At 41.1% G+C, this 19,315-nt stretch carries 18 protein-coding genes; 12 read left to right on the top strand and 6 right to left on the bottom strand.

Annotation, left to right across the window (positions count from 1 at the left end; genetic code table 11):
- Window positions 1-6: 6 nt before the first annotated feature.
- Complete coding sequence (locus AB6735_RS07815) at window positions 7-606, bottom strand: GNAT family N-acetyltransferase (protein WP_370995363.1); 600 nt, start codon at window positions 604-606, stop codon at window positions 7-9.
- Between the two features lie 23 nt (window positions 607-629).
- Window positions 630-1,262 (bottom strand): MarR family winged helix-turn-helix transcriptional regulator, encoded by a 633-nt coding sequence (locus tag AB6735_RS07810; RefSeq protein WP_370995362.1) that lies wholly within the window; start codon window positions 1,260-1,262, stop codon window positions 630-632.
- Window positions 1,263-1,484: 222 nt separating this feature from the next.
- On the opposite strand from AB6735_RS07810, the gene AB6735_RS07805 reads away from it, so the two are divergent.
- From AB6735_RS07805 to AB6735_RS07785, 5 genes are all read left to right on the top strand, one after another.
- Entirely contained in the window at window positions 1,485-3,236 is a 1,752-nt protein-coding gene (locus tag AB6735_RS07805; protein WP_370995361.1) for an ABC transporter ATP-binding protein, read from the top strand.
- A 126-nt stretch (window positions 3,237-3,362) separates the two neighbouring features.
- Window positions 3,363-5,123 (top strand): ABC transporter ATP-binding protein, encoded by a 1,761-nt coding sequence (locus AB6735_RS07800; protein ID WP_370995360.1) that lies wholly within the window; start codon window positions 3,363-3,365, stop codon window positions 5,121-5,123.
- Between the two features lie 352 nt (window positions 5,124-5,475).
- On the top strand, window positions 5,476-6,180 hold the full coding sequence (locus AB6735_RS07795; protein WP_370995359.1) for an NUDIX domain-containing protein: 705 nt from the start codon (window positions 5,476-5,478) through the stop codon (window positions 6,178-6,180).
- Window positions 6,181-6,331: 151 nt separating this feature from the next.
- On the top strand, window positions 6,332-6,781 hold the full coding sequence (locus tag AB6735_RS07790) for a response regulator (protein WP_370995357.1): 450 nt from the start codon (window positions 6,332-6,334) through the stop codon (window positions 6,779-6,781).
- Window positions 6,782-6,910: 129 nt separating this feature from the next.
- Window positions 6,911-7,927, top strand: a complete 1,017-nt coding sequence (locus tag AB6735_RS07785; protein WP_370995355.1) for a type IX secretion system membrane protein PorP/SprF — start codon at window positions 6,911-6,913, stop codon at window positions 7,925-7,927.
- 152 nt (window positions 7,928-8,079) lie between these two features.
- Here AB6735_RS07785 and rpoN read toward each other — a convergent pair whose 3' ends face one another.
- Window positions 8,080-9,555 (bottom strand): RNA polymerase factor sigma-54, encoded by a 1,476-nt coding sequence (gene rpoN / locus AB6735_RS07780; protein WP_370995353.1) that lies wholly within the window; start codon window positions 9,553-9,555, stop codon window positions 8,080-8,082.
- A 193-nt stretch (window positions 9,556-9,748) separates the two neighbouring features.
- Between rpoN and mscL the strand changes: the two genes are divergently transcribed.
- Window positions 9,749-10,159 carry a large-conductance mechanosensitive channel protein MscL gene (mscL, locus tag AB6735_RS07775; protein ID WP_370995351.1) on the top strand — a complete coding sequence of 137 codons (411 nt, stop codon included), beginning with the start codon at window positions 9,749-9,751 and terminating at the stop codon, window positions 10,157-10,159.
- An 81-nt stretch (window positions 10,160-10,240) separates the two neighbouring features.
- Here mscL and AB6735_RS07770 read toward each other — a convergent pair whose 3' ends face one another.
- The gene (locus AB6735_RS07770) at window positions 10,241-11,119 is read right to left on the bottom strand and encodes a ChaN family lipoprotein (RefSeq protein ID WP_370995349.1); all 879 of its coding nucleotides are present in this window, start codon (window positions 11,117-11,119) and stop codon (window positions 10,241-10,243) included.
- Between the two features lie 140 nt (window positions 11,120-11,259).
- On the opposite strand from AB6735_RS07770, the gene rpmH reads away from it, so the two are divergent.
- The 4 genes from rpmH (at window position 11,260) to tsaB (ending at window position 12,946) form a co-directional block, all read left to right on the top strand.
- Entirely contained in the window at window positions 11,260-11,418 is a 159-nt protein-coding gene (gene rpmH / locus AB6735_RS07765) for a 50S ribosomal protein L34 (protein ID WP_110583460.1), read from the top strand.
- Between the two features lie 66 nt (window positions 11,419-11,484).
- A complete protein-coding gene (rnpA, locus tag AB6735_RS07760; RefSeq protein WP_370995347.1) occupies window positions 11,485-11,898 on the top strand; it encodes a ribonuclease P protein component in 414 nt (137 codons plus the stop codon).
- 1 nt (window position 11,899) lies between these two features.
- A complete protein-coding gene (yidD, locus tag AB6735_RS07755) occupies window positions 11,900-12,142 on the top strand; it encodes a membrane protein insertion efficiency factor YidD (protein WP_370995346.1) in 243 nt (80 codons plus the stop codon).
- A 111-nt stretch (window positions 12,143-12,253) separates the two neighbouring features.
- A complete protein-coding gene (tsaB, locus tag AB6735_RS07750) occupies window positions 12,254-12,946 on the top strand; it encodes a tRNA (adenosine(37)-N6)-threonylcarbamoyltransferase complex dimerization subunit type 1 TsaB (protein ID WP_370995344.1) in 693 nt (230 codons plus the stop codon).
- Window positions 12,947-12,966: 20 nt separating this feature from the next.
- Here the strand turns inward: tsaB and AB6735_RS07745 are convergent, their stop codons facing one another.
- Window positions 12,967-14,439: a DUF5723 family protein gene (locus AB6735_RS07745; protein WP_370995342.1), complete on the bottom strand. Its 1,473-nt coding sequence runs from the start codon at window positions 14,437-14,439 to the stop codon at window positions 12,967-12,969.
- 137 nt (window positions 14,440-14,576) lie between these two features.
- On the bottom strand, window positions 14,577-16,172 hold the full coding sequence (locus AB6735_RS07740) for a hypothetical protein (RefSeq protein WP_370995340.1): 1,596 nt from the start codon (window positions 16,170-16,172) through the stop codon (window positions 14,577-14,579).
- Between the two features lie 85 nt (window positions 16,173-16,257).
- Here AB6735_RS07740 and AB6735_RS07735 point away from each other — a divergent pair, with 85 nt between their 5' ends.
- Together AB6735_RS07735 and priA are read left to right on the top strand one after the other, a co-directional pair.
- Entirely contained in the window at window positions 16,258-16,644 is a 387-nt protein-coding gene (locus AB6735_RS07735) for a DUF423 domain-containing protein (RefSeq protein ID WP_370995339.1), read from the top strand.
- Window positions 16,645-16,802: 158 nt separating this feature from the next.
- Complete coding sequence (priA, locus tag AB6735_RS07730) at window positions 16,803-19,295, top strand: primosomal protein N' (protein WP_370995338.1); 2,493 nt, start codon at window positions 16,803-16,805, stop codon at window positions 19,293-19,295.
- The last annotated feature ends 20 nt before the right edge of the window (window positions 19,296-19,315 follow it).

Here is a 19,315-nt window from a genome sequence, read left to right as displayed (position 1 = left end):
ATACAATTACAGCTTAGCTTTCAGTCGTTCTTTTACATCCTGCTGCCATTCGTGTTGTAAAATGCTCAGGAGAATAGAATCACGTCTGGTTCCGTCTGGAAGGGGCATGTGGCTCCGGATAATACCCTCTACCGTACATCCTATGCTTTTCATAGCCGCTATACTCCGTTCATTCCGGGCATCGGCACGAAAGCCTACCCGTTTCATATCCAGATCTTCAAAAGCCAGTTGCAGTAGTAGAAACTTGCAGTGCTTGTTGAGACCGGTTCCCCTGAATTTTTCGCCATACCAGGTATAACCTATTTCCAGTGCCTGGTTAACCGGTTGTATATCATAAAAGCGGGTACTGCCGGCATATTCGCCAGTTTTTTTATCATAAATAATAAAAGGGTATTCCTTACCCTCAAGCCTGGCTTTAAGGGCCTGATCAATATAATTGAGCATGCCATCAGCGCCTTTAGCACTTACTTGAGAGTAGCTCCAGGTGTTGGGCTCATATAGGGCAAAAGGCAGCAGGTTTTGATAGTCGTCGATAGTTAAAGGTCTGATCAGTACCCAGTCATCTTCTAAAATATAATCAGCCTCTGGTGAAAATTTTGAATTCATGGCGTGTTTTACTTTTTAAGTTTTCAGGTTTTATCAGCCATGGCGTGCTCATACATCTGCATAAATGGCTTGTTCTTTAATTCAATAGCAAGGGTTGAATTACGTTGCTCGCAATATTTTAGCATCTCATAACAATCAACCAAAACATCATCGCTCAGGTCTTTAAATGTCATTTCGATTACCTTGGCAGAAATTTTATAATATTCATCAAGGGCAGCTGTTCCTTTGGGAGTTATTTTGATGAGCTTAGCACGCTTATCATCGGGCGAAGTACGCTCCGTTATCTTTTTTTCGCGGATAAGCCTGTTGATGATTTCCATACCGGTAGTAGTTTCGGCAAACATCTGGTTAATCAGATCGCTCTTTTTTACTTCGCCCATGTGCACAAGCGTATTCAGATAATAAAAGCTTTCGACGGGGGGCATCTCGATATGGTTAACTGCCGATCGGAAGTAAAGGGAGTAGGCGCTTAAAATACGGCCTACTGTTTTAAGCAGGCTAACACCATTCATAATACGTTCGCCTTTTTTGCCCGGATGTTTGGGTTTTGGTCGTTGTTTTTGAAGGTAATACCGGCAAAAAGCTTCAACGGATTGCTCATTGCTAATCTCTTCAAAATCAGTCCATTCTTCTATTAATTGCACAACTGGCTTCATATTGGTCCTGTTTGGTTGTAAATTTATAAAATTATTTCCAAAATGTTTTAATTATTACATAATAGGAATATATTTGTATAAATATTACCGTATTGTAATATTGTGAAAGGTTGGAAATATTTATACCATGGCAAAATGTTTTACTTTCACAATCGTCATCATTTATAATGGCGTACTTTTACTAAGCCTTAAACTTTAAAACATCTCTTAATAGATGAAAATATGAAAACCGATACTCAAAAACCTGATAAAAAACCTCCTGGTGTTTTTAGCTTGCTAAAGCCTTACATGGGGCTGGTTTCGCTGCTTTTGTTGTTTGCCTTACTCAGCAACGGTGTAAATCTTTGGTTGCCCAAGATTATAGCCAGCGGAATAGACGATTATACCAAGCAACATTTTGTATTTAGCGATATTATTAAAAAGTTCTCGTTAGCGGTGTTGGTTATTTTTGTGTTCAGTTACCTGCAAACTATTATTCAAACTTATGCTTCGGAGCGGGTAGCCCGCGATTTGCGGCAAAAGCTGGCTGATAAGATATCAAGACAAAGTAACGCCTTTATTGAAAAAGCCAACCCCTCCAAACTGCTTACCAATTTAACTGCTGATGTTGATTCCATAAAGCTGTTTGTATCGCAGGCGCTGGTATCTATCGTGTCATCCTTATTTATCATCATTGGTGCAAGCATATTGCTGTTTACTATAAACTGGAAGCTTGCCCTGGCCGTGATCGCTATTATCCCGATCATAGGATGTACATTTTTTTATGTGTTGAAGAATGTACGCGCGCTGTTTATAAAAAGCAGGGGAGTAATTGATCAGCTGAACAAGGTAATAAACGAAAGCATCCTGGGTGCAGCGCTCATCCGTGTTATCAACTCACAGCAATTGGAGTATAATAAGTTTTTGGAGGCCAATACCGAGGCTAAACGATACGGACTGAAGATATTAGGCTTTTTTGCCGGATTGATACCTATTGTAACCTTTACAGCCAACATGGCGGCGCTAACCATTTTAATGATGGGTGGGCATTTTGTGATCAATGGCAGCATGAGCCTGGGTAGTTTTGCTGCCTTTAACAGTTATCTGTCTTTACTCATATTCCCGATTTTTATATTAGGCTTTATGAGCAACCTTATTGCGCAGGCCTCGGCATCATTTACCCGTATTAGCGTAGTGCTGGATGCACCGGATATGGTTGATGGCGGAACTTTGAAGGAAACATTACGAGGAGATGTGGAACTTAAGGATGTATCATTAGTTTACGGCCAAAAACCAGCACTTAAAAATGTGTCGTTTTCGGTAGCAGCAGGATCAAAAATTGCTATCATTGGTCCTACGGCCGCCGGTAAAACACAGCTTCTTTATTTGCTTACCAATCTCATCAATCCAACATCCGGTTATGTGCATTATGATGGGTGCAGTATTAACGATTATAACAGCGAATCGTTCCATAGTCAGGTGGGTTTTGTTTTTCAGGATAGTATCATTTTTAATATGAGTATCCGCGAAAACATCGCTTTTAGTGATACGGTTACTGATGAATCATTGGAGAAAGCCATTGAAACAGCGGAACTGAGGGATTTTATAAATAACTTGCCTGATAAGCTGAATACCATAGTTTCCGAACGCGGATCAAGCCTTTCGGGCGGGCAAAAACAACGGATTATGCTGGCCAGGGCATTGGCGGTTAATCCCAAAGTTTTATTGCTGGATGATTTTACGGCCCGCGTGGATACCAATACCGAGAAAAAGATATTAAGCAATATCCAGAAAAATTATCCCGGATTAACACTGATATCGGTTACCCAGAAAATAGCATCGGTGGAGCATTATGACCAGATCCTGCTGCTTACCCAGGGCGAAATTGTTGCCCGTGGTGTGCATGATGAACTGATGCAAAGCAGTCCGGATTATGTGCAGATATTTAACTCGCAGCAGAGCACCAGTAATTACGAACATGGTGTTGCTCAGTAAAAACGAATGTGCAGATTTTAGATGTGCAGGTATGCAGATGTGCGGATATGCAGATTCTGTTAATTCTAAAATTCTAAAAATTCGAGTTTAGACAAAATTCACTAATTCAAAATTCAATAATTATATATGAATTACGATCTGAATAAGCTTAGCCAGGCACAGCAAAAGACCTCAACCCTGGCGGGGCTAAAAAAACTACTGCAACTGATAGCACATGAAAAAAAAGTGCTTTTGCTGGCGTTGTTAGCTATATTAACCAATTCTTCGCTCAACTTATTGGGCCCGCTGGTTATAGGGCATACCATTGATAAGTATGTGCAGCATAAAGATTATAGCGGGGTTATTCATAACGCCATTATACTGTTATGTATGTACCTGCTGGCTTTGTTTACCAGTTTTAGTCAAACCAAATTAATGGGTAGTGTGAGTCAGCGTATGCTGTTTACTTTGCGTAATTCCATATTCAATAAGTTGCAGCAACTGCCTGTGGGCTTTTTTAATCAGAATAAAGCCGGTGACCTGATATCGAGGGTAAACAATGATACCGACAAGCTGAACCAGTTTTTTTCGCAATCACTGATGCAATTTATCGGGAACATCTCCATTATGGTAGGCGCAGGCGTATTTTTGTTATTGATCAAGTTTGAATTAGGCGCGGCAACATTGGCGCCGGCCGTACTTATTTTGGTGTTAACGCTGACCTTATCGCCCTGGATAAAGCGGAAAAATGCCAGGAACCTGAAAAGTGTAGGAGGGATGAGTGCAGAGATACAGGAAAGCCTGCATAATTTTAAGGTGATCATAGCCTTTAACCGCCGCGATTATTTTCGTAAGCGCTTTGAAACAGCTAATCGTGAAAATTACAAAACCGCGATCGGATCAGGTTTGGCGAACAATGTTTTTATACCTGTTTATGGCTTGTTTGCCAGTATTGCGCAATTGATTGTACTGGCCTTCGGTATTTATTTGATCACTATCGGGCAGTTTAGTATCGGGCTATTAGTAAGTTATTTATCATACTCCACCAACTTTTATAACCCTTTGAGGCAATTAGCCGCGTTATGGACAAACTTTCAGCTGGCTATGGCTGGCTGGGACAGAATATCACAAATATTATCCCTTGAAACCGATCTGCCCGTTATAGAAAATGGCATAACTGAGTCGAATGCCGCTTTGTTGGAATTCAGGAATGTGCACTTTGGTTATAACGAGGATCAGGAAATACTGCATAATGTTTGCTTTAAGCTGGAGCAAGGTAAAACCTATGCGCTGGTGGGGCCAACCGGTGGCGGTAAAACCACTACAGCATCATTGATTGCCCGCTTATATGACCCTTCTAAAGGATTGGTTATGCTGGATGGCAGGGATATCAGAACCTACAGCCCGGAAGAGCGTACTCAGAAAATAGGTTTTATTTTGCAAGAGCCGTTTTTATTTACCGGGACAGTTAAGGATAATATTTTATATGGTAACGATCTGTATAAGGATCATACCAATGAGCAACTGGAAAAAGTAATTATTGATGCAAACCTGGGTAGTTTGCTGGCTATTTTTGAAAGCGGATTGGAAACCCAGGTGCTTTCTTCTGGTGATAGCATCAGTCTTGGTCAAAAACAACTGATCGCTTTTATGCGGGCGGTATTGCGTAATCCGCAAATACTGATATTGGATGAAGCCACAGCCAATATTGATACCATAACCGAGCAGTTATTAAGTGATATACTGAACAAATTACCAGATACTACCACCAGGGTGATCATTGCTCATCGCCTCAATACCATTGAAAATGCCGATGAGATATTTTTTGTCAATTCAGGCGAAGTATCCCGTGCAGGTTCGCTTAACGATGCTATGGATATGTTGCTGCAGGGTAAGCGGGTGAGTTAAGGGAAATGGCAAATAGCGCTTTGATAATTGACTCACCCGGTCGTTGCTTCGCTCGACCACCCTCTCTGCGGCTTTGCCGCAAAGAGGGTAAAAAAAGAAAATCCCCTCTATGCCCGAAGCGTAGAGAGGGATGACAAGCGCAGCGACGTCGGGGTGAGTCGGCCGCCGATATACAAGCTTTCGCCGAATTTATTTTGAAAACTTTATTAAGCAAGTATTTTAGTTTTAAACCCGCTACAATAAGGGATCTTATAAAAATTAAAAAATGCCACCGCGAATGAAATAGTTGTTGTATCTACACTAAATAATTGCATAATTATTTTTACACTTGCAAATAAACTTTAACCAAATTATGCATAAGTATACCGGCGAGACACGCATTTTAGCGGCGACAGATTGTATCATTTTTGGATTCGACGGATTTAATATCAAATTATTGCTTGTACAGCGCGGGATTGAACCCGAAAAAAATAAATGGAGCCTGATGGGGGGCTTCATACAGCCATCGGAATCACCGGATGATGCTGCTAATCGCATATTAGAATTACGTACCGGCCTTAAAAACGTGTACATGGAGCAATTTCATGTGTTTGGACATCCAGACCGCGACCCGGTAGAAAGAACCTTGTCTATAGCTTACTTCGCACTTATTGATATTCATCAGTATGAAAAACAACTAAGCGAAGAATATCACCCGGAGTGGTTTTTACTGAATGAAATGCCCGAACTGATATTTGACCATACAGAAATGGTAAGGCTTGCCTTGCGTCAGTTGCGTTATAAGGCTGCCCTGCATCCGATCTTATTTCAGTTACTGCCCGAAAAGTTCACCATTCCGCAGTTGCAGGCGCTTTATGAAGGTGTTTATCAAACCAAATTTGACGATCGTAATTTTAGCCGTAAATTGTTATCTACAGGCCTGCTGGTAAAACTGCCCGAGAAGGATAAGCTATCATCAAAGAAAGGGGCTTTTTATTACAGGCTTGACCAGTCGCATTACGAACAGAATTTTGAATCGTTCCTGAATCTGGTACCTAATCCGGAAAAATTCTTTTAGTTAGGACAGCGCAGGTTTGACTATGTTTTTAGCGGCCAATAGTTGTTACATCTATGCAGAACAATAATTATAATAAAATTCGCAGTAAATTAAACTTTGCATAAATTTACTTTTATAAGCCGATATTAACCGTTCACTAAAGTGTTTTGCTATGGCCGTAGGAGTGTTGTATGTTGATGATGAAATAAATAACCTGAATAGTTTTAAAGCAGCCTTCAGACGCGATTTTAACATATATACGGCAAGCTCTGCTGCCGAAGGACGCAGGATACTGGATGCGAATGAGGTTGGAGTGATCATCACAGATCAGCGTATGCCTGTTACTACTGGTATTGAATTTCTGGAATCGGTTTTACATACAAACCCGGATACCATCAGGATATTACTAACCGGGTTTTCGGATATCAATGCGGTTATTGATGCTATTAACCGTGGACAGGTTTATAAATATCTGGTAAAACCATGGCAAAATGATGAACTGCGGATCCATATCCAAAATGCCATTGAAGTTTATAATCTTCGGAAAGAAAATAAAGAACTCACCTATAAGTTGCAGATAGCAAACATGGAACTGGAAACGCTGGCTAAAGCTTTCCGGTAAACCTGTTACCCTTGCAGTATTACCTTTTGGTCAATTTTGTTTATAAAGATTATATTAGTTTATTGCTCGTATTTGGGGCTTTTTGGTCTTGAAATAAGGTTGAATTATGCCTGCTGTAAACGCTAACTGATGAAAAGGATCTTATTCATAACCTTTAATTTTGTTCTTTTTATTCAGTGTGCCATAGCGCAACAACGGCCCCAGTACACGCAGTATATTTTCAACAGCTATCTCTTAAATCCTGCTTTATCAGGGATTGAAAACTATACCGACGTAAAGACAGGTTACCGCAGCCAATGGACCGGACTGGAAGGCGCTCCGGTAACTGCTTATTTATCGGTAAATATGCCCATTGGCCAAAACTTTATACAGGGAGATGCTACCGCTTTTCCGGCCAGTGGAGGGCTTAATCCGGCCAGCAGGTTATATACTCAACAGTATCAGGCGGCAGAACCACATCATGGTGTTGGTTTAACAGTAGTTTCGGATAAAGCCGGCCCTTTTACACAAACAAATATTGACGCGACTTATGCCTATCATCTGGGCCTGACAAGCAAACTGAACCTGGCGGTTGGTGTATCGGCCGGTTTTAGCCATAATGTGCTAAACTTATCAGCAATTACTACCGCCGATCCTTCAGATCCTATATTCAACGGCCTGAACAATAACCAATGGAAACCCGATTTGGGAATAGGTATTTGGGCCTACGCTTCCGATTATTTTATTGGCATTTCGGCCCAGCAGATCTTACCACAGAATTTGTATGTAACCAGCAAAGCAAATCAATATCAGAACAAAACTGTACCAAATTATTTTTTGACGGGAGGAATTAAGGTTTTTCTGTCGGACGAGTTGACATTTATTCCATCCTTTATGCTGAAGTATATCAGTCCTCTGCCCACAACGTATGATATTAACATGAAATTATCTTTTGCTGATAAACTTTGGATAGGCGGCTCATACCGCCATAACGATTCCTATGCAGGGTTGGTAGGCCTTAATCTTAGTTCATTTGTCAATATTGGATACTCTTATGACGTTACCACATCATCATTGAACACTGTAAGTAATGGTACACATGAAATTGTAATAGGTATATTGCTCAACAACCGCTACAAGGTAAGTAGCGCCCAGCATACGTTTTAGCCTCCCAGCCCCCTGAAGGGGGAGTAAATGTGCAGGTTTTAAATGTGCAAATATGCAGATGCTAATAAAAAATGTCGGTTTAATAAAATCGGGTTTTTCGTTATTTCATTTGCACATCTGAAATCCGCATATCTGCACATCAAAAGCGGGGGTTATAGTTCTCTTCTCAATCTGGCAACCGGGATGTTCATTTGTTCGCGGTATTTGGCAACGGTTCGGCGGGCAATATTGTAGCCGGCATCTTTCAGGATATCGGTTAGTTTTTCATCAGCTAAAGGATGGCGTTTGTCTTCCTTTCCAATATGCTCTTCCAGTATCTTTTTTACTTCCTTGTTGGATACTTCTTCACCGCTCTCGGTTTGGATAGCTTCGGAGAAGAATGATTTGAGCAGGAAGGTACCAAATTCAGTTTGTACATATTTTGAGTTGGCCACGCGGGATACTGTCGAGATATCCATGTTTATCCTGTCGGCAATATCCTTCAGGATCATAGGTTTAAGATTTTTATCGTCGCCCGTTAAAAAAAACTCATATTGGTACTGCATAATGGCATTCATGGTTTTGAGTAAAGTTTGCTGGCGCTGTTTAATAGCGTCAATGAACCATTTGGCCGAATCCAGCTTTTGCTTTACAAACTGTACCGCTTCTTTGAGTTTTTTATCTTTCTGGGCTGCCTTATCATAATGCTGAAACATCTCCTGGTAAGAGCGGCTTACCCTAAGTTCGGGCGCGTTTTTGGAGTTGAGTGTGAGTATAAGTACGCCATCGTTGTTGGTAATATGAAAATCGGGGATCACCTGCATCTGCTTGGTGTTGATTTCGTTGGAATCGCCTGGTTTGGGATTAAGCTTTAGTATTTCGTTCACTACGCCGCGCAATTCGTCGGAGTTCATGTTCAACGATTTCTCCAGCTTATCGTAATGTTTACGGGTAAATTCGTCAAGGTATTGTTCAACAACAATAATAGCTTTCGCGATGATCGGATCATTAGGGTCTTTTTTACGCAATTGTATCAACAGGCATTCCTGCAGACTTCGTGCACCCACGCCGGCAGGGTCAAACCCTTGTATCACCTTTAGCATATCCTCTACCTCTTCATCCTCGGCCATTACGTTTTGCGAAAATGCCAGGTCATCGGTAAGCGACATGATGGGGCGGCGCAGATAGCCGTCGTCATCCAAACTGCCAATAATTTGTTGCCCGATCTTAAAATCCTTATCACTTAACGGCAAAAGATCGAGCTGTAATTGCAAGCTTTCAAAAAATGAATTTTGTACCGCTATCGGGATCTCTTTGCGCTCATCTTCATCATCGCCATTTTGATCGTATCGCGATCCATAATCGTTCACACTGTCATCCTGCAGGTAATCATCAATATTAAACTCATCCATTTCGCCCTTCTCCTCATCGTTGTTATAGGATTCTTCGTCCGGGTCGCGATCTGGATATTGCTCCTCTGGTTCGTTTAAATTGGTTAAGCTCAGATCTTCAAGCGCGGGATTCTCTTCCAGTTCCTCTTTTATCCGGGTATCTAATGAAACTGTAGGAACCTGCAGCAATTTTATAAATTGTATTTGCTGCGGGGAGAGTTTTTGTAAGAGTTTTTGTTGAAGATTCTGTTTAAGCATAATTAAGATGAGCCCAAAAATACATCAATTACCGTTAACTTTAAAATATCTTATGCCCAATGGACGCTGGTATTAAATATTAAAAAATATAATTTGTTTGAAAAGCATTAAAATTTATTCGTTACTTTAGTTAAAACTAAAACCTATTTATTCCGTTACCTGAACTAATTATTAACTAAAATCTATCATTATTATGGCAATAATCAAAGAGTTTAAGGAGTTCGCTATGCGTGGCAACGTTGTTGACCTGGCAGTGGGCGTTATCATCGGTGCTGCTTTTGGCAAAATAGTTACCTCATTGGTAAATGATGTAATTATGCCGCCAATTGGCTACATAACCGGTGGTATTGATTTTAAAAACTTAAAAGTGCTTTTAAAACCAGCTGACCCTGCAAATAAAGTAGCAGAGGTTGCTATCAACTACGGTAATTTCATCAATACTGTGATTGAGTTCCTGATTGTTGCTTTTTGTATTTTTATGGTAGTAAAAGCTATCAATTCACTGAAGAAACCAGAAGAAGCAGCTCCTGTTGCTGATCCTGCACCAACAAAAGAAGAAACATTGCTTACTGAGATTCGCGACTTATTAGCTAAAAAAGCATAATCTGGTGCGTGGAGCGGGTTTTGAGTTTCGGGAACTGGAATGTCTTGAACACGAACCCCGCTCCGCGTCACTGGTAACTGGTCATTGATCTTTTGGTAATTTTGTATCAGTTAAAATAATATAATCTGCCAGGGTTTTAAATTTTGCCCAATCCGGGTTGTCAAAATTGTCTCCGCTATAGGAGGCTATGGTTAACACCCTTGCTTTCGGCGCATACTTTTTGAGTTGAGCCACGGCTCCAAGCTTTTCTTCGCTGTGAAAACCTCCATTAAGTTGTAATACCTTAAAACCGCTATGGATTTTAAGAAACTGTGCTATTGACCAGGCCATGGTTGCATCCCACAGGTTTTGTGATTGGTAGATCTGCATACCGGCCATCGCTTCGTGCCCACCCATGATCTTAACAAACTTATCATAGTAAGCCCCGGTAGCGGTATCAATAGGGAGGGGAGCCAGGTAGCTTTTGGCCTGAGCGCTCAGTTGCTGCAGGCTGGCAAGACCATTTCTTGTAACCATGTTGGTATAACGCGAAGGCGCATTAGCGGCCATAACCGGTAAATGATTAAGCCTGGCCAGTTCAACCATCGGCCGGTAATCTTTATAATTTGGCCAGGCGCGGGCATCGGTTAACAGGTTTTTTTCACGGATAAGGCCATTGAGATATTCGTTTAACACCAACTGGCAATCGGTTTGAAACATCTCCATGGAAAGCGCTGCCTGATTAGGATATTTTTCTACTAAACCTTTAAATAAGGTAAATTCCAGAAAATGGGCGGTTGAATCATTATGCTCTTCGCCAAAAAACAGTACATCAATTTTGTTGCTTTGGTCAATAATATTCTTAATTGTGACCAGTTTTTGCTCAGTCGTGCTGTATATTTTGTAATGAGATGGCGATATATCCTGCCCTAAAACAATTGATGGTAAACCTATTAGGAGCAGGATTAGTAATGATTTCATATTACAGTTTTAAAGTGCTTAATTTACAGTAAGAAACATAGAGCAACAAATAAGAAAAATAGTATTTGAAATGTTTTGAAAAATTACTACATTTGCGCTCTTGTTTTTAAAAAGATCGAACAGAATAAAAATATATAGTCATGAAAAGAACTTTCCAGCCTTCTCAAAGAAAAAGAAGAAACAAACACGGTTTCCGTGAGCGCATGTCAACTGCTAACGGTAGAAGAATATTAGCAGCCAGAAGAGCAAAAGGCAGAAAAAGATTAACAGTTTCTGACGAAGGTCGTCATAAAGCATAAACCTGGTTGCTTGGTCCTTTCATAAGGGGACATGGACCGTTTATATGCTCAAACTCCGGTTCAATTATGGCAACTATGTATACTTTTAAAAAAGAAGAACGATTATGTAACAAAAGGCTTATAGATAAGCTTTTTCATAACGGTTCTTCTTTTTTGTGTTATCCCTTCAAAGCTTCGTGGCTAATTAATTCCGAACCACAGCAATTCCCGGCCCAGGTTTTATTTTCGGTTTCCAAAAAGCGTTATAAGCATGCTGTCGACCGTAATTTAATAAAAAGGTGCATGCGCGAGTCGTACCGGCTGCACAAGCAGCAATGCCTTTATAATTTACTCACGGCAGCCAATAAAACTATTGTATTGTCGGTAGGGTATATCGGGAAAGAAATTGTTCCTTATAGCGTTATTGAAAAAAAAATGCTGAAGATGCTTAGCCAGCTTGCCGAGCAACTAACAGCTGCAAATAATATCCCGGTGAAGTGATATGAACGCGGTGATCAATATATTGAAGGCAACTGTAGGCGGCATTTTTATATTGCTGATCAAAATATATCAATATTTTATTTCTCCGCTCACAGGCGCCTCCTGCAGGTATACGCCAACCTGTTCGCAATATGGTGTGGAAGCCATCAAAAAACATGGAGCCTTTAAAGGCGGGTGGTTAACCATAAAACGCATTGCCAGCTGCCACCCATGGGGAGGGCACGGCCACGATCCGGTACCTTGAGTGGAATTTGTTCACTGGTTCATTTGTTCATTAGTATTTTGATCTACTTCTACTAAAGAATGCAATTAACACCAATGAACAAATGAACCGGTAAACTAATGAACTAAAACGATGAGTGTTATTTTACAAATTGAAACCGCAACCACTTCCTGTTCAGTAGCCCTGGCTATTGATGGTAAAGTTGTGGCATTTAAACAGATTAACGAACGTAACATACATGCAGAGGTGATCACTTTGTTTATTGATGAACTGGTGGCCACGGCAAATTTAACTTATACTGATCTTGATGCTATTGCCGTGAGTAGCGGTCCGGGGTCATATACCGGTCTGCGGATCGGGGTTTCAACAGCTAAAGGGTTGTGTTTTGCCCTGGATAAGCCGCTTATCGCCATTGAAACATTGGAGGCTATGGCCTATGGGGTTATTTACGGCAATGATTTTACAATTGATCCGAATATACTTTTATGCCCCATGATTGATGCCCGGCGCATGGAGGTTTATTGTTCCTTGTTTAATGCTCATGGTCAAAAAGTACGACCAACCTCGGCAGATATTATAGACGAGCATAGTTTTGCCGAAGAACTCAAACAGAGCAAGATCCTGTTTTTTGGCGATGGTGCTGATAAATGCGAGGCCACATTAGGCGTTAATCCGAACGCGCAATTTTTACCGGGCTTTGTTAACTCGGCAACTTTTCTTACTCAAAAGGCTGTCGAAAAATTCGACAAAAAAGAATTTGAAGATGTGGCTTATTTTGAGCCTTATTATCTCAAAGATTTTATAGCCGGAAAGAAAGCTTTATAAATAGAATAGCTACCTAATATTTAAACTCCTTTATTGGTACTGGTTTTAAACAAGCGGCCAAACAGGCGCCCAAAAAAGCCTTTTTCGCCCATTGGGATGATGCTGGCATTCATGGGATGTTCAATTACGCGCCCAAATTTCAGGGTGAATCCTAAATAAAAATCACCTCCTGAGTAATTACCCACCTGGTTTATTTGTGAATTGTTATGTACGGCCGCTAATGCCAATCTGCCGGTATTAGTCAACCTTTCGGTACCTATATAAAATTCGGTATTGGGCGATTTGATCATGAGCTGCGTGCCGATATTGAAAAAATGCATATCGTCATAGCTCGTGGTAAGCGTAGCCGTAAAAATACCTCTGTAATTAAAATGGTTAACCAGCGCTCCTTTAAAATCAGGATAGAATAACGCTTTGGAGGCTATAAGCGTAGGTGAGTATTTCCAGGTATTACCATAACCTATCCAGTAACTTTTAGTTGCGCTTAGTTCTGCAAGGCCGTTTATGGCAGTGGTGAGCGGTTTAACTGTTTTGTGATTATCATCCTGCAAAATTTTATGCACCCGGTCATAAAGTGTATCTGCAAAGTGCTGGGATCCCAAATTATTGATCACACCACTGTTATTAAAATCATACGTTGTTGATCTGTTGCTCCAGTGAATAAAACCCAGATCTTTAATGTTGCCTTGTATGGTTATTCGGTCATCAGTAATATATGATGCACCTAAACTAATAGCAGCCCCGGGGTTGCGGAGGTTTGGCAGGTAATCACGGGAATCCCGTTGCCCGGGAATGTAGTTGGCGTAATAGCGGCCGCTTAAAGCCAATACGGCGCTTGGATTGTTCGGATTAGTACGGTCAAAAGTAATTTGTGAGTGGTTAATGTTAAATTCCTGGTATTGGATGCCCAGCAGGGCGCTTATTTTAAAACCAAGCGCTATCTTTTTATTAATGCGCTCGCGGTACGAAAAACCTATTTGGTGATAGGCCTGGTACCGGTAATTATCATTAAATATATTACTGTAATTATCGTTCGGGAAGTTCCGGGTGCCGTTTAACAGGGCGAATGATTCATCTGAAAAAAGCCCCCGCGCCTCTGCTTTTATTTGTGCCGAAAAGCCGATCTCTACATCGCCCTTAAAACTTGTGAATAGCTTAAACATAATGGCGTAGGCATTTATATTGGCATTAAAATGGTTGTATTTGCCCCGGCCAATTTGTAAATTATCGGTATAGTATTGTGAATTGCTGCCAAATATCTTGTTTTTAAAAGTACGCTGCGCGTTACCGGTTAAGTATGTATTTACATTAAAACCGGGGATAAAAAAGTTAAAAGCATATTGCCGGCTGGAGTCGGGGATGAATGATCGTTGTGAAGGATTCTCAAAAGAATCATACAGAGTGCCGGTATTGTATTGCGAAAATTGCTGTGCAGAAGCTGATAAAGAGAAAAATAGTATACCAAAAACAATTAATAGTTTATTTTTATTCATACGATAATTTGCCGACTTTCTGTTTAGTAATGGTTTATTTTAAGCCACAAGGAAATATTTCCATAAACTATAGGGAAATATTGCAGGTTCGATAGGCCCTTTTAACGGGAATTGTTAACGTATGGTTGTGTGTTTTTTTATTTAATTTGAGTAGTGGTGGTGTCTGTATTATTCAGGCGCATACAGAGGTTGGTATAGAAGTTTTTATCCGAAGCGCTAAACTGATAGGCTGCGGCATAAAAGCTTTTCCAGCCGGGGCTGGAGTTTTCAAAAGCATCATAAAAAGCATCTTTCAGATCGCGTTTGAATATAGATTGTGAGTTTTTGAAATTGATAAAAAAAGCAACATTGCTTCTTTCGGCCAGCAGATTGTCAAACTGGTTGTACTGATCGGTTTTACTAATAAACTTGCGGTTATAGTAGGTGTCTGAATAGCTGGTAAGTTCGGAGGAAGTAGCTGCCAACACCAGGTAATTATCAATGATCATAAAGTAAGGCTTCCTGAAAATGCTGAATGCATCGCCTAATAAATAAAACGGAACTTTATCATAATTGAACTGCCCGATATTATCATTGGTCATGGTGCTGATGTTCATTAGGATGGGTCTCAGTTTTGAACCGTCCTTAACAGAAACAATGGCGTATTTTTCCTGGTAACGGGTAGTAACCACAGCAAATTCGTTACTCAGTAAGTGCTCGAACTCTGGTTTTAAAAGAACACCGGTTTCTGCCTTTATTTTATTGAAGAGCTGGTCCTTCTCTTTACCTATACCTGCTTGAATATGCCATTGTGAAAGCCCGGCAGAAAATTTGGCAGGATCTGATATAGCGAAGTTAATGGTATAAGCTGCAGTGGACGGGAAAATCTCCTTTAGGTGATTCACCACCGGCTGCTGATCGGCAAATAAATTTAAATAACTGGCTGTGTGATTGTGTTGTATGGTGGTAAAACCGCTAAACATCAAGGCATCGTTTTTGAAGTTTAAAGTCAGGGCCGCTAAAGCAGGCAATAGCTTAAAGCTCTTAAAAATGTCGGTGTTCTTGTTTTTAAATATCTGGTCGAACAGAGGGGTAAGCTGACTGTAGTTAATATAAAGGTTAGCCAGGGAGTTGGCGTTTTGCTGTTCGGGCAGTGGAATAAAAACGTTTTTGCTTTTATCGTCCCTATATAAAATGCTTTGATCTATCAGCTCTTTTGAAAAGCTGCCGGCAAAAATATTATTCTCTTTTTGGGTGATATAAAAGTGTTTATTGATGGCCTTAACCAATACATCATAAGTTGTTCCAATTGTATTATGTACCGGGCTAACGGATAAGCCACTATTGGGTTGTGTATTTAAGGCAGTAAAGGCATCTGTTTTAAAATCATTAGTGGTGGGTATGGTGATGAGCAGGTTGATATCGTTACCGCTGGATGGATGTACCGAGATAAATACATTTTGCCCGTCGAAAAAGCGCTCCAATTGTGGTGAAGAGATCAATAACTTACGCAGGGTATCCAGATCGGCCAGTTTATCTTTACCCATAACGGCGCTGAGTAGTTGGTTGCCCTTAAAAATGTCATAAAACCCTTTTTCGCTGTTAAATTCAAATACGGCGGTAGCATTATCCGGTATGGTATGCATTACCTGGCCGGTACGCACGCCTGGCGGACTTAAGTTTTTAAAGTAAACAACTGTTATAGCTATAGCAGCGGCAAGTAAAATTAAGGTGATAACTATCAGACGTTTCATAGCGGATTGCTTTACAAAGATAGAATTTTACCCTGCGGCATTAAAGTAATACTTTCAATTGGTTAACTTAGCTTTTTATATCTGCATGAACAAACAAATAATTATTACAGCTTCGGTTTTTGGCATGCTGGCCGTTGTTACAGGAGCCTTTGGAGCGCATGGGTTAAAAGGGCGCTTATCAGCTGTCGACCTGGAAGTATGGCATACCGCTGTACAATACAACTTTTACCATGTATTCGCTTTGCTTTTCCTGTCGACTTTTGCCAGGTTTAAAAATAGCCAGATAACCCTGGCCTATTACTTTTTTAGCTTTGGCATCTTGTTCTTTTCGGGTTCATTGTACCTGTTATCATTCCGTAGTTTGCTGGGCTGGGACTGGCTGATAGCGCTTGGCCCAATTACACCGCTTGGCGGCTTACTGTTTATTTTAGGCTGGCTAATGCTGTCGATCGCTGCTTTTCGCAGTAAATAGTGAGTTGTGAGTTGTGAGTTGTGAGTTGTGAGTTGTGAGTTGTGAGTTGTGAGTAAAAATGCCTGGCAATTTAGGGTTTAGAGTTTAGGATTTAGCATTTAGAGTTTAGCATTTAGCATTTAGAGTTTAGCATTTAGTTTTTAGAGTTTAGGATTTACATGATATTGGAATTTGCTGAAATTGAACATACCGATCGTAAAACGCTTTTTGCCGAAGTGATTTTACCGCTGGCAATTTCCAAAAATTATACTTACAGGGTTCCGTATGAGCAAAATGACGCCATCGCTATAGGCAAAAGGGTGGTGGTACAGTTTGGCAAAAGCAAGCTATATACGGCCATTGTTAAAGAGATAAGCACCCTTGCGCCTGAAAAGTATGAGGCAAAATATATTATCGAGATCCTGGATGATCAACCGGTTGTAACTCCTCATCAACTCAACTTCTGGCAATGGCTGGCCGACTATTATATGTGTAATATTGGCGAGGTGATGAATGCTGCGCTACCTGCTGCGCTTAAACTGGCCAGCGAAACCCGTATTGTGCTCAACAAAGAGTATGATATTGACCGATCAACCCTGCACGATAAAGAGTTTCTGATTGTAGAAGCCCTGGATATCCAGCCGGAGCTTACCGTAAGCGATATTGCCAAATTGCTTGGCCAAAAAACGGTAATGCCTATTCTGAAACTGATGTTTGAGAAAAACATCATCCATATATCCGAAGAAGTAAGTGAACGTTATAAACCCCGTAAGCGTACTTTTATTACGCTGAACCCGGTTTATAATCACCCCGATAATCTACGTGAGCTTTTCCCGATATTGGAAAAACGTGCGCCCAAACAAGCCGACGCGCTGCTGGCTTATATTAAACTGGCAAGGCATCAGAAAGCCATTACCAAAAACGAGCTGATAGAAGAAAGCGGCGCCGGCGAATCGAGCATTAAATCGCTTATAGAAAAAGAGATCCTGATAGCCGAAGAAAAAAATGTTAGCCGCCTGCATTTTGAGGAGGATGAGGAACTGGCCAGCAATTTTGAACTAAGCGAACAACAAGCCGAAGTATTGCAAAGTGTGCGTACACAATTCCAGGAAAAGGATGTGGTTTTGTTGCATGGGGTAACCTCATCAGGCAAAACGCAAATTTACATCAGGCTGATAGAAGAAATGATGCGTAACGAACGGCAGGTACTTTACCTGTTGCCCGAAATTGCGCTTACTACCCATATTATTGAACGGCTGCGGTTATATTTTGGCGCCGACATTGGTGTTTATCATTCCCGGTTTAATGATAACGAAAGGGTGGAGGTTTGGCAGAAGGTGCTCAACAATGATTACAAGGTGATCCTGGGCGCAAGGTCGTCGGTATTTTTGCCTTTTAATGACCTTGGCCTTATTGTGGTTGACGAAGAGCACGAAACCTCCTACAAACAGTTTGACCCTGCTCCACGCTACAATGCCCGTGATGCGGCAATTTTTCTGGCCAATACCCACAAGGGAAAGGTATTGCTCGGTTCTGCTACGCCATCATTCGAAAGTTATTTTAATGCCCGCACCCATAAATATGGCTTTGCCGAGCTTACCGAACGTTACGGAGGTGTACAACTGCCAGATGTGCAGGTGGTGAGCATTAGTCATGAAACTAAGCAGAAAACCATACAATCGCATTTTACCAGCGTGTTGATGGAAGGGATCAACCAGGCCTTGATCAATAAGGAGCAGGTGATCCTGTTTCAAAACCGGCGTGGTTACGCGCCGGTGCTCATGTGTAAAATATGTGCATACACGCCCAAATGTATTAATTGCGATGTGAGTTTGACCTATCATAAAAGCAGTGGTAAGCTGCATTGTCATTACTGTGGCTATAAGGAAGATTCGCCATCTGTTTGTCCAGCCTGCGGCTCAACGCATTTGGAATATAAAGGTTTTGGTACCGAGAAGATAGAAGATGAATTGAGCCTCCTGCTCCCCGATGCACGCATTGCCCGTATGGATCTGGATACCACCCGTGCCCGCAATTCGCTGCAAACCATACTGAACAACCTGGAAGAGAAAAAGATAGATATACTGGTAGGTACTCAAATGGTAGCTAAAGGCCTGGATTTTGCCGATGTTACCCTCATTGGGATCATCAATGCAGACAGTATGCTCAAATTTCCGGATTACCGGGCCAATGAACGCAGTTTCCAGATGCTGGCACAGGTAAGCGGCCGTGCAGGGCGAAGGGGCAATCAGGGTAAGGTAGTGATCCAAACTTACGATCCAAATCACCGGGTTATCAAACAGGTGATCGCCAATGACTATAATGATCTGTATTTTACAGAAATGGAGGAGCGCAAAAGTTTCAAATATCCACCGTTCTACCGCATCATCAACCTGGATATTAAACATAAGGATCCTGATGTGTTATACAACCAGGCCAATTATCTGGGTAATGAGTTGCGCAGGCATTTTGGAGAACGGGTAATAGGTCCTGAATCGCCGTTGATCAGCCGTATCCGTAATTATTATATCAAATCAATCATGCTCAAATTTGAGCGGGATGGCATTTCCATAGTTAAGGCCAAAGCCATATTGCGTGATGTGATCACCCAGTTTCAAACTACTAAGCTGAGTAAAGGGAGCATTATTCAGCCCGATGTTGATCCCTATTGACACGATTACGGGATTGAGAA

Origin of the sequence: Mucilaginibacter sp. RCC_168, from assembly GCF_041355315.1 — a bacterium.
GTDB lineage: Bacteria > Bacteroidota > Bacteroidia > Sphingobacteriales > Sphingobacteriaceae > Mucilaginibacter.
This window is presented reverse-complemented; position numbering and strand designations above follow the sequence as displayed.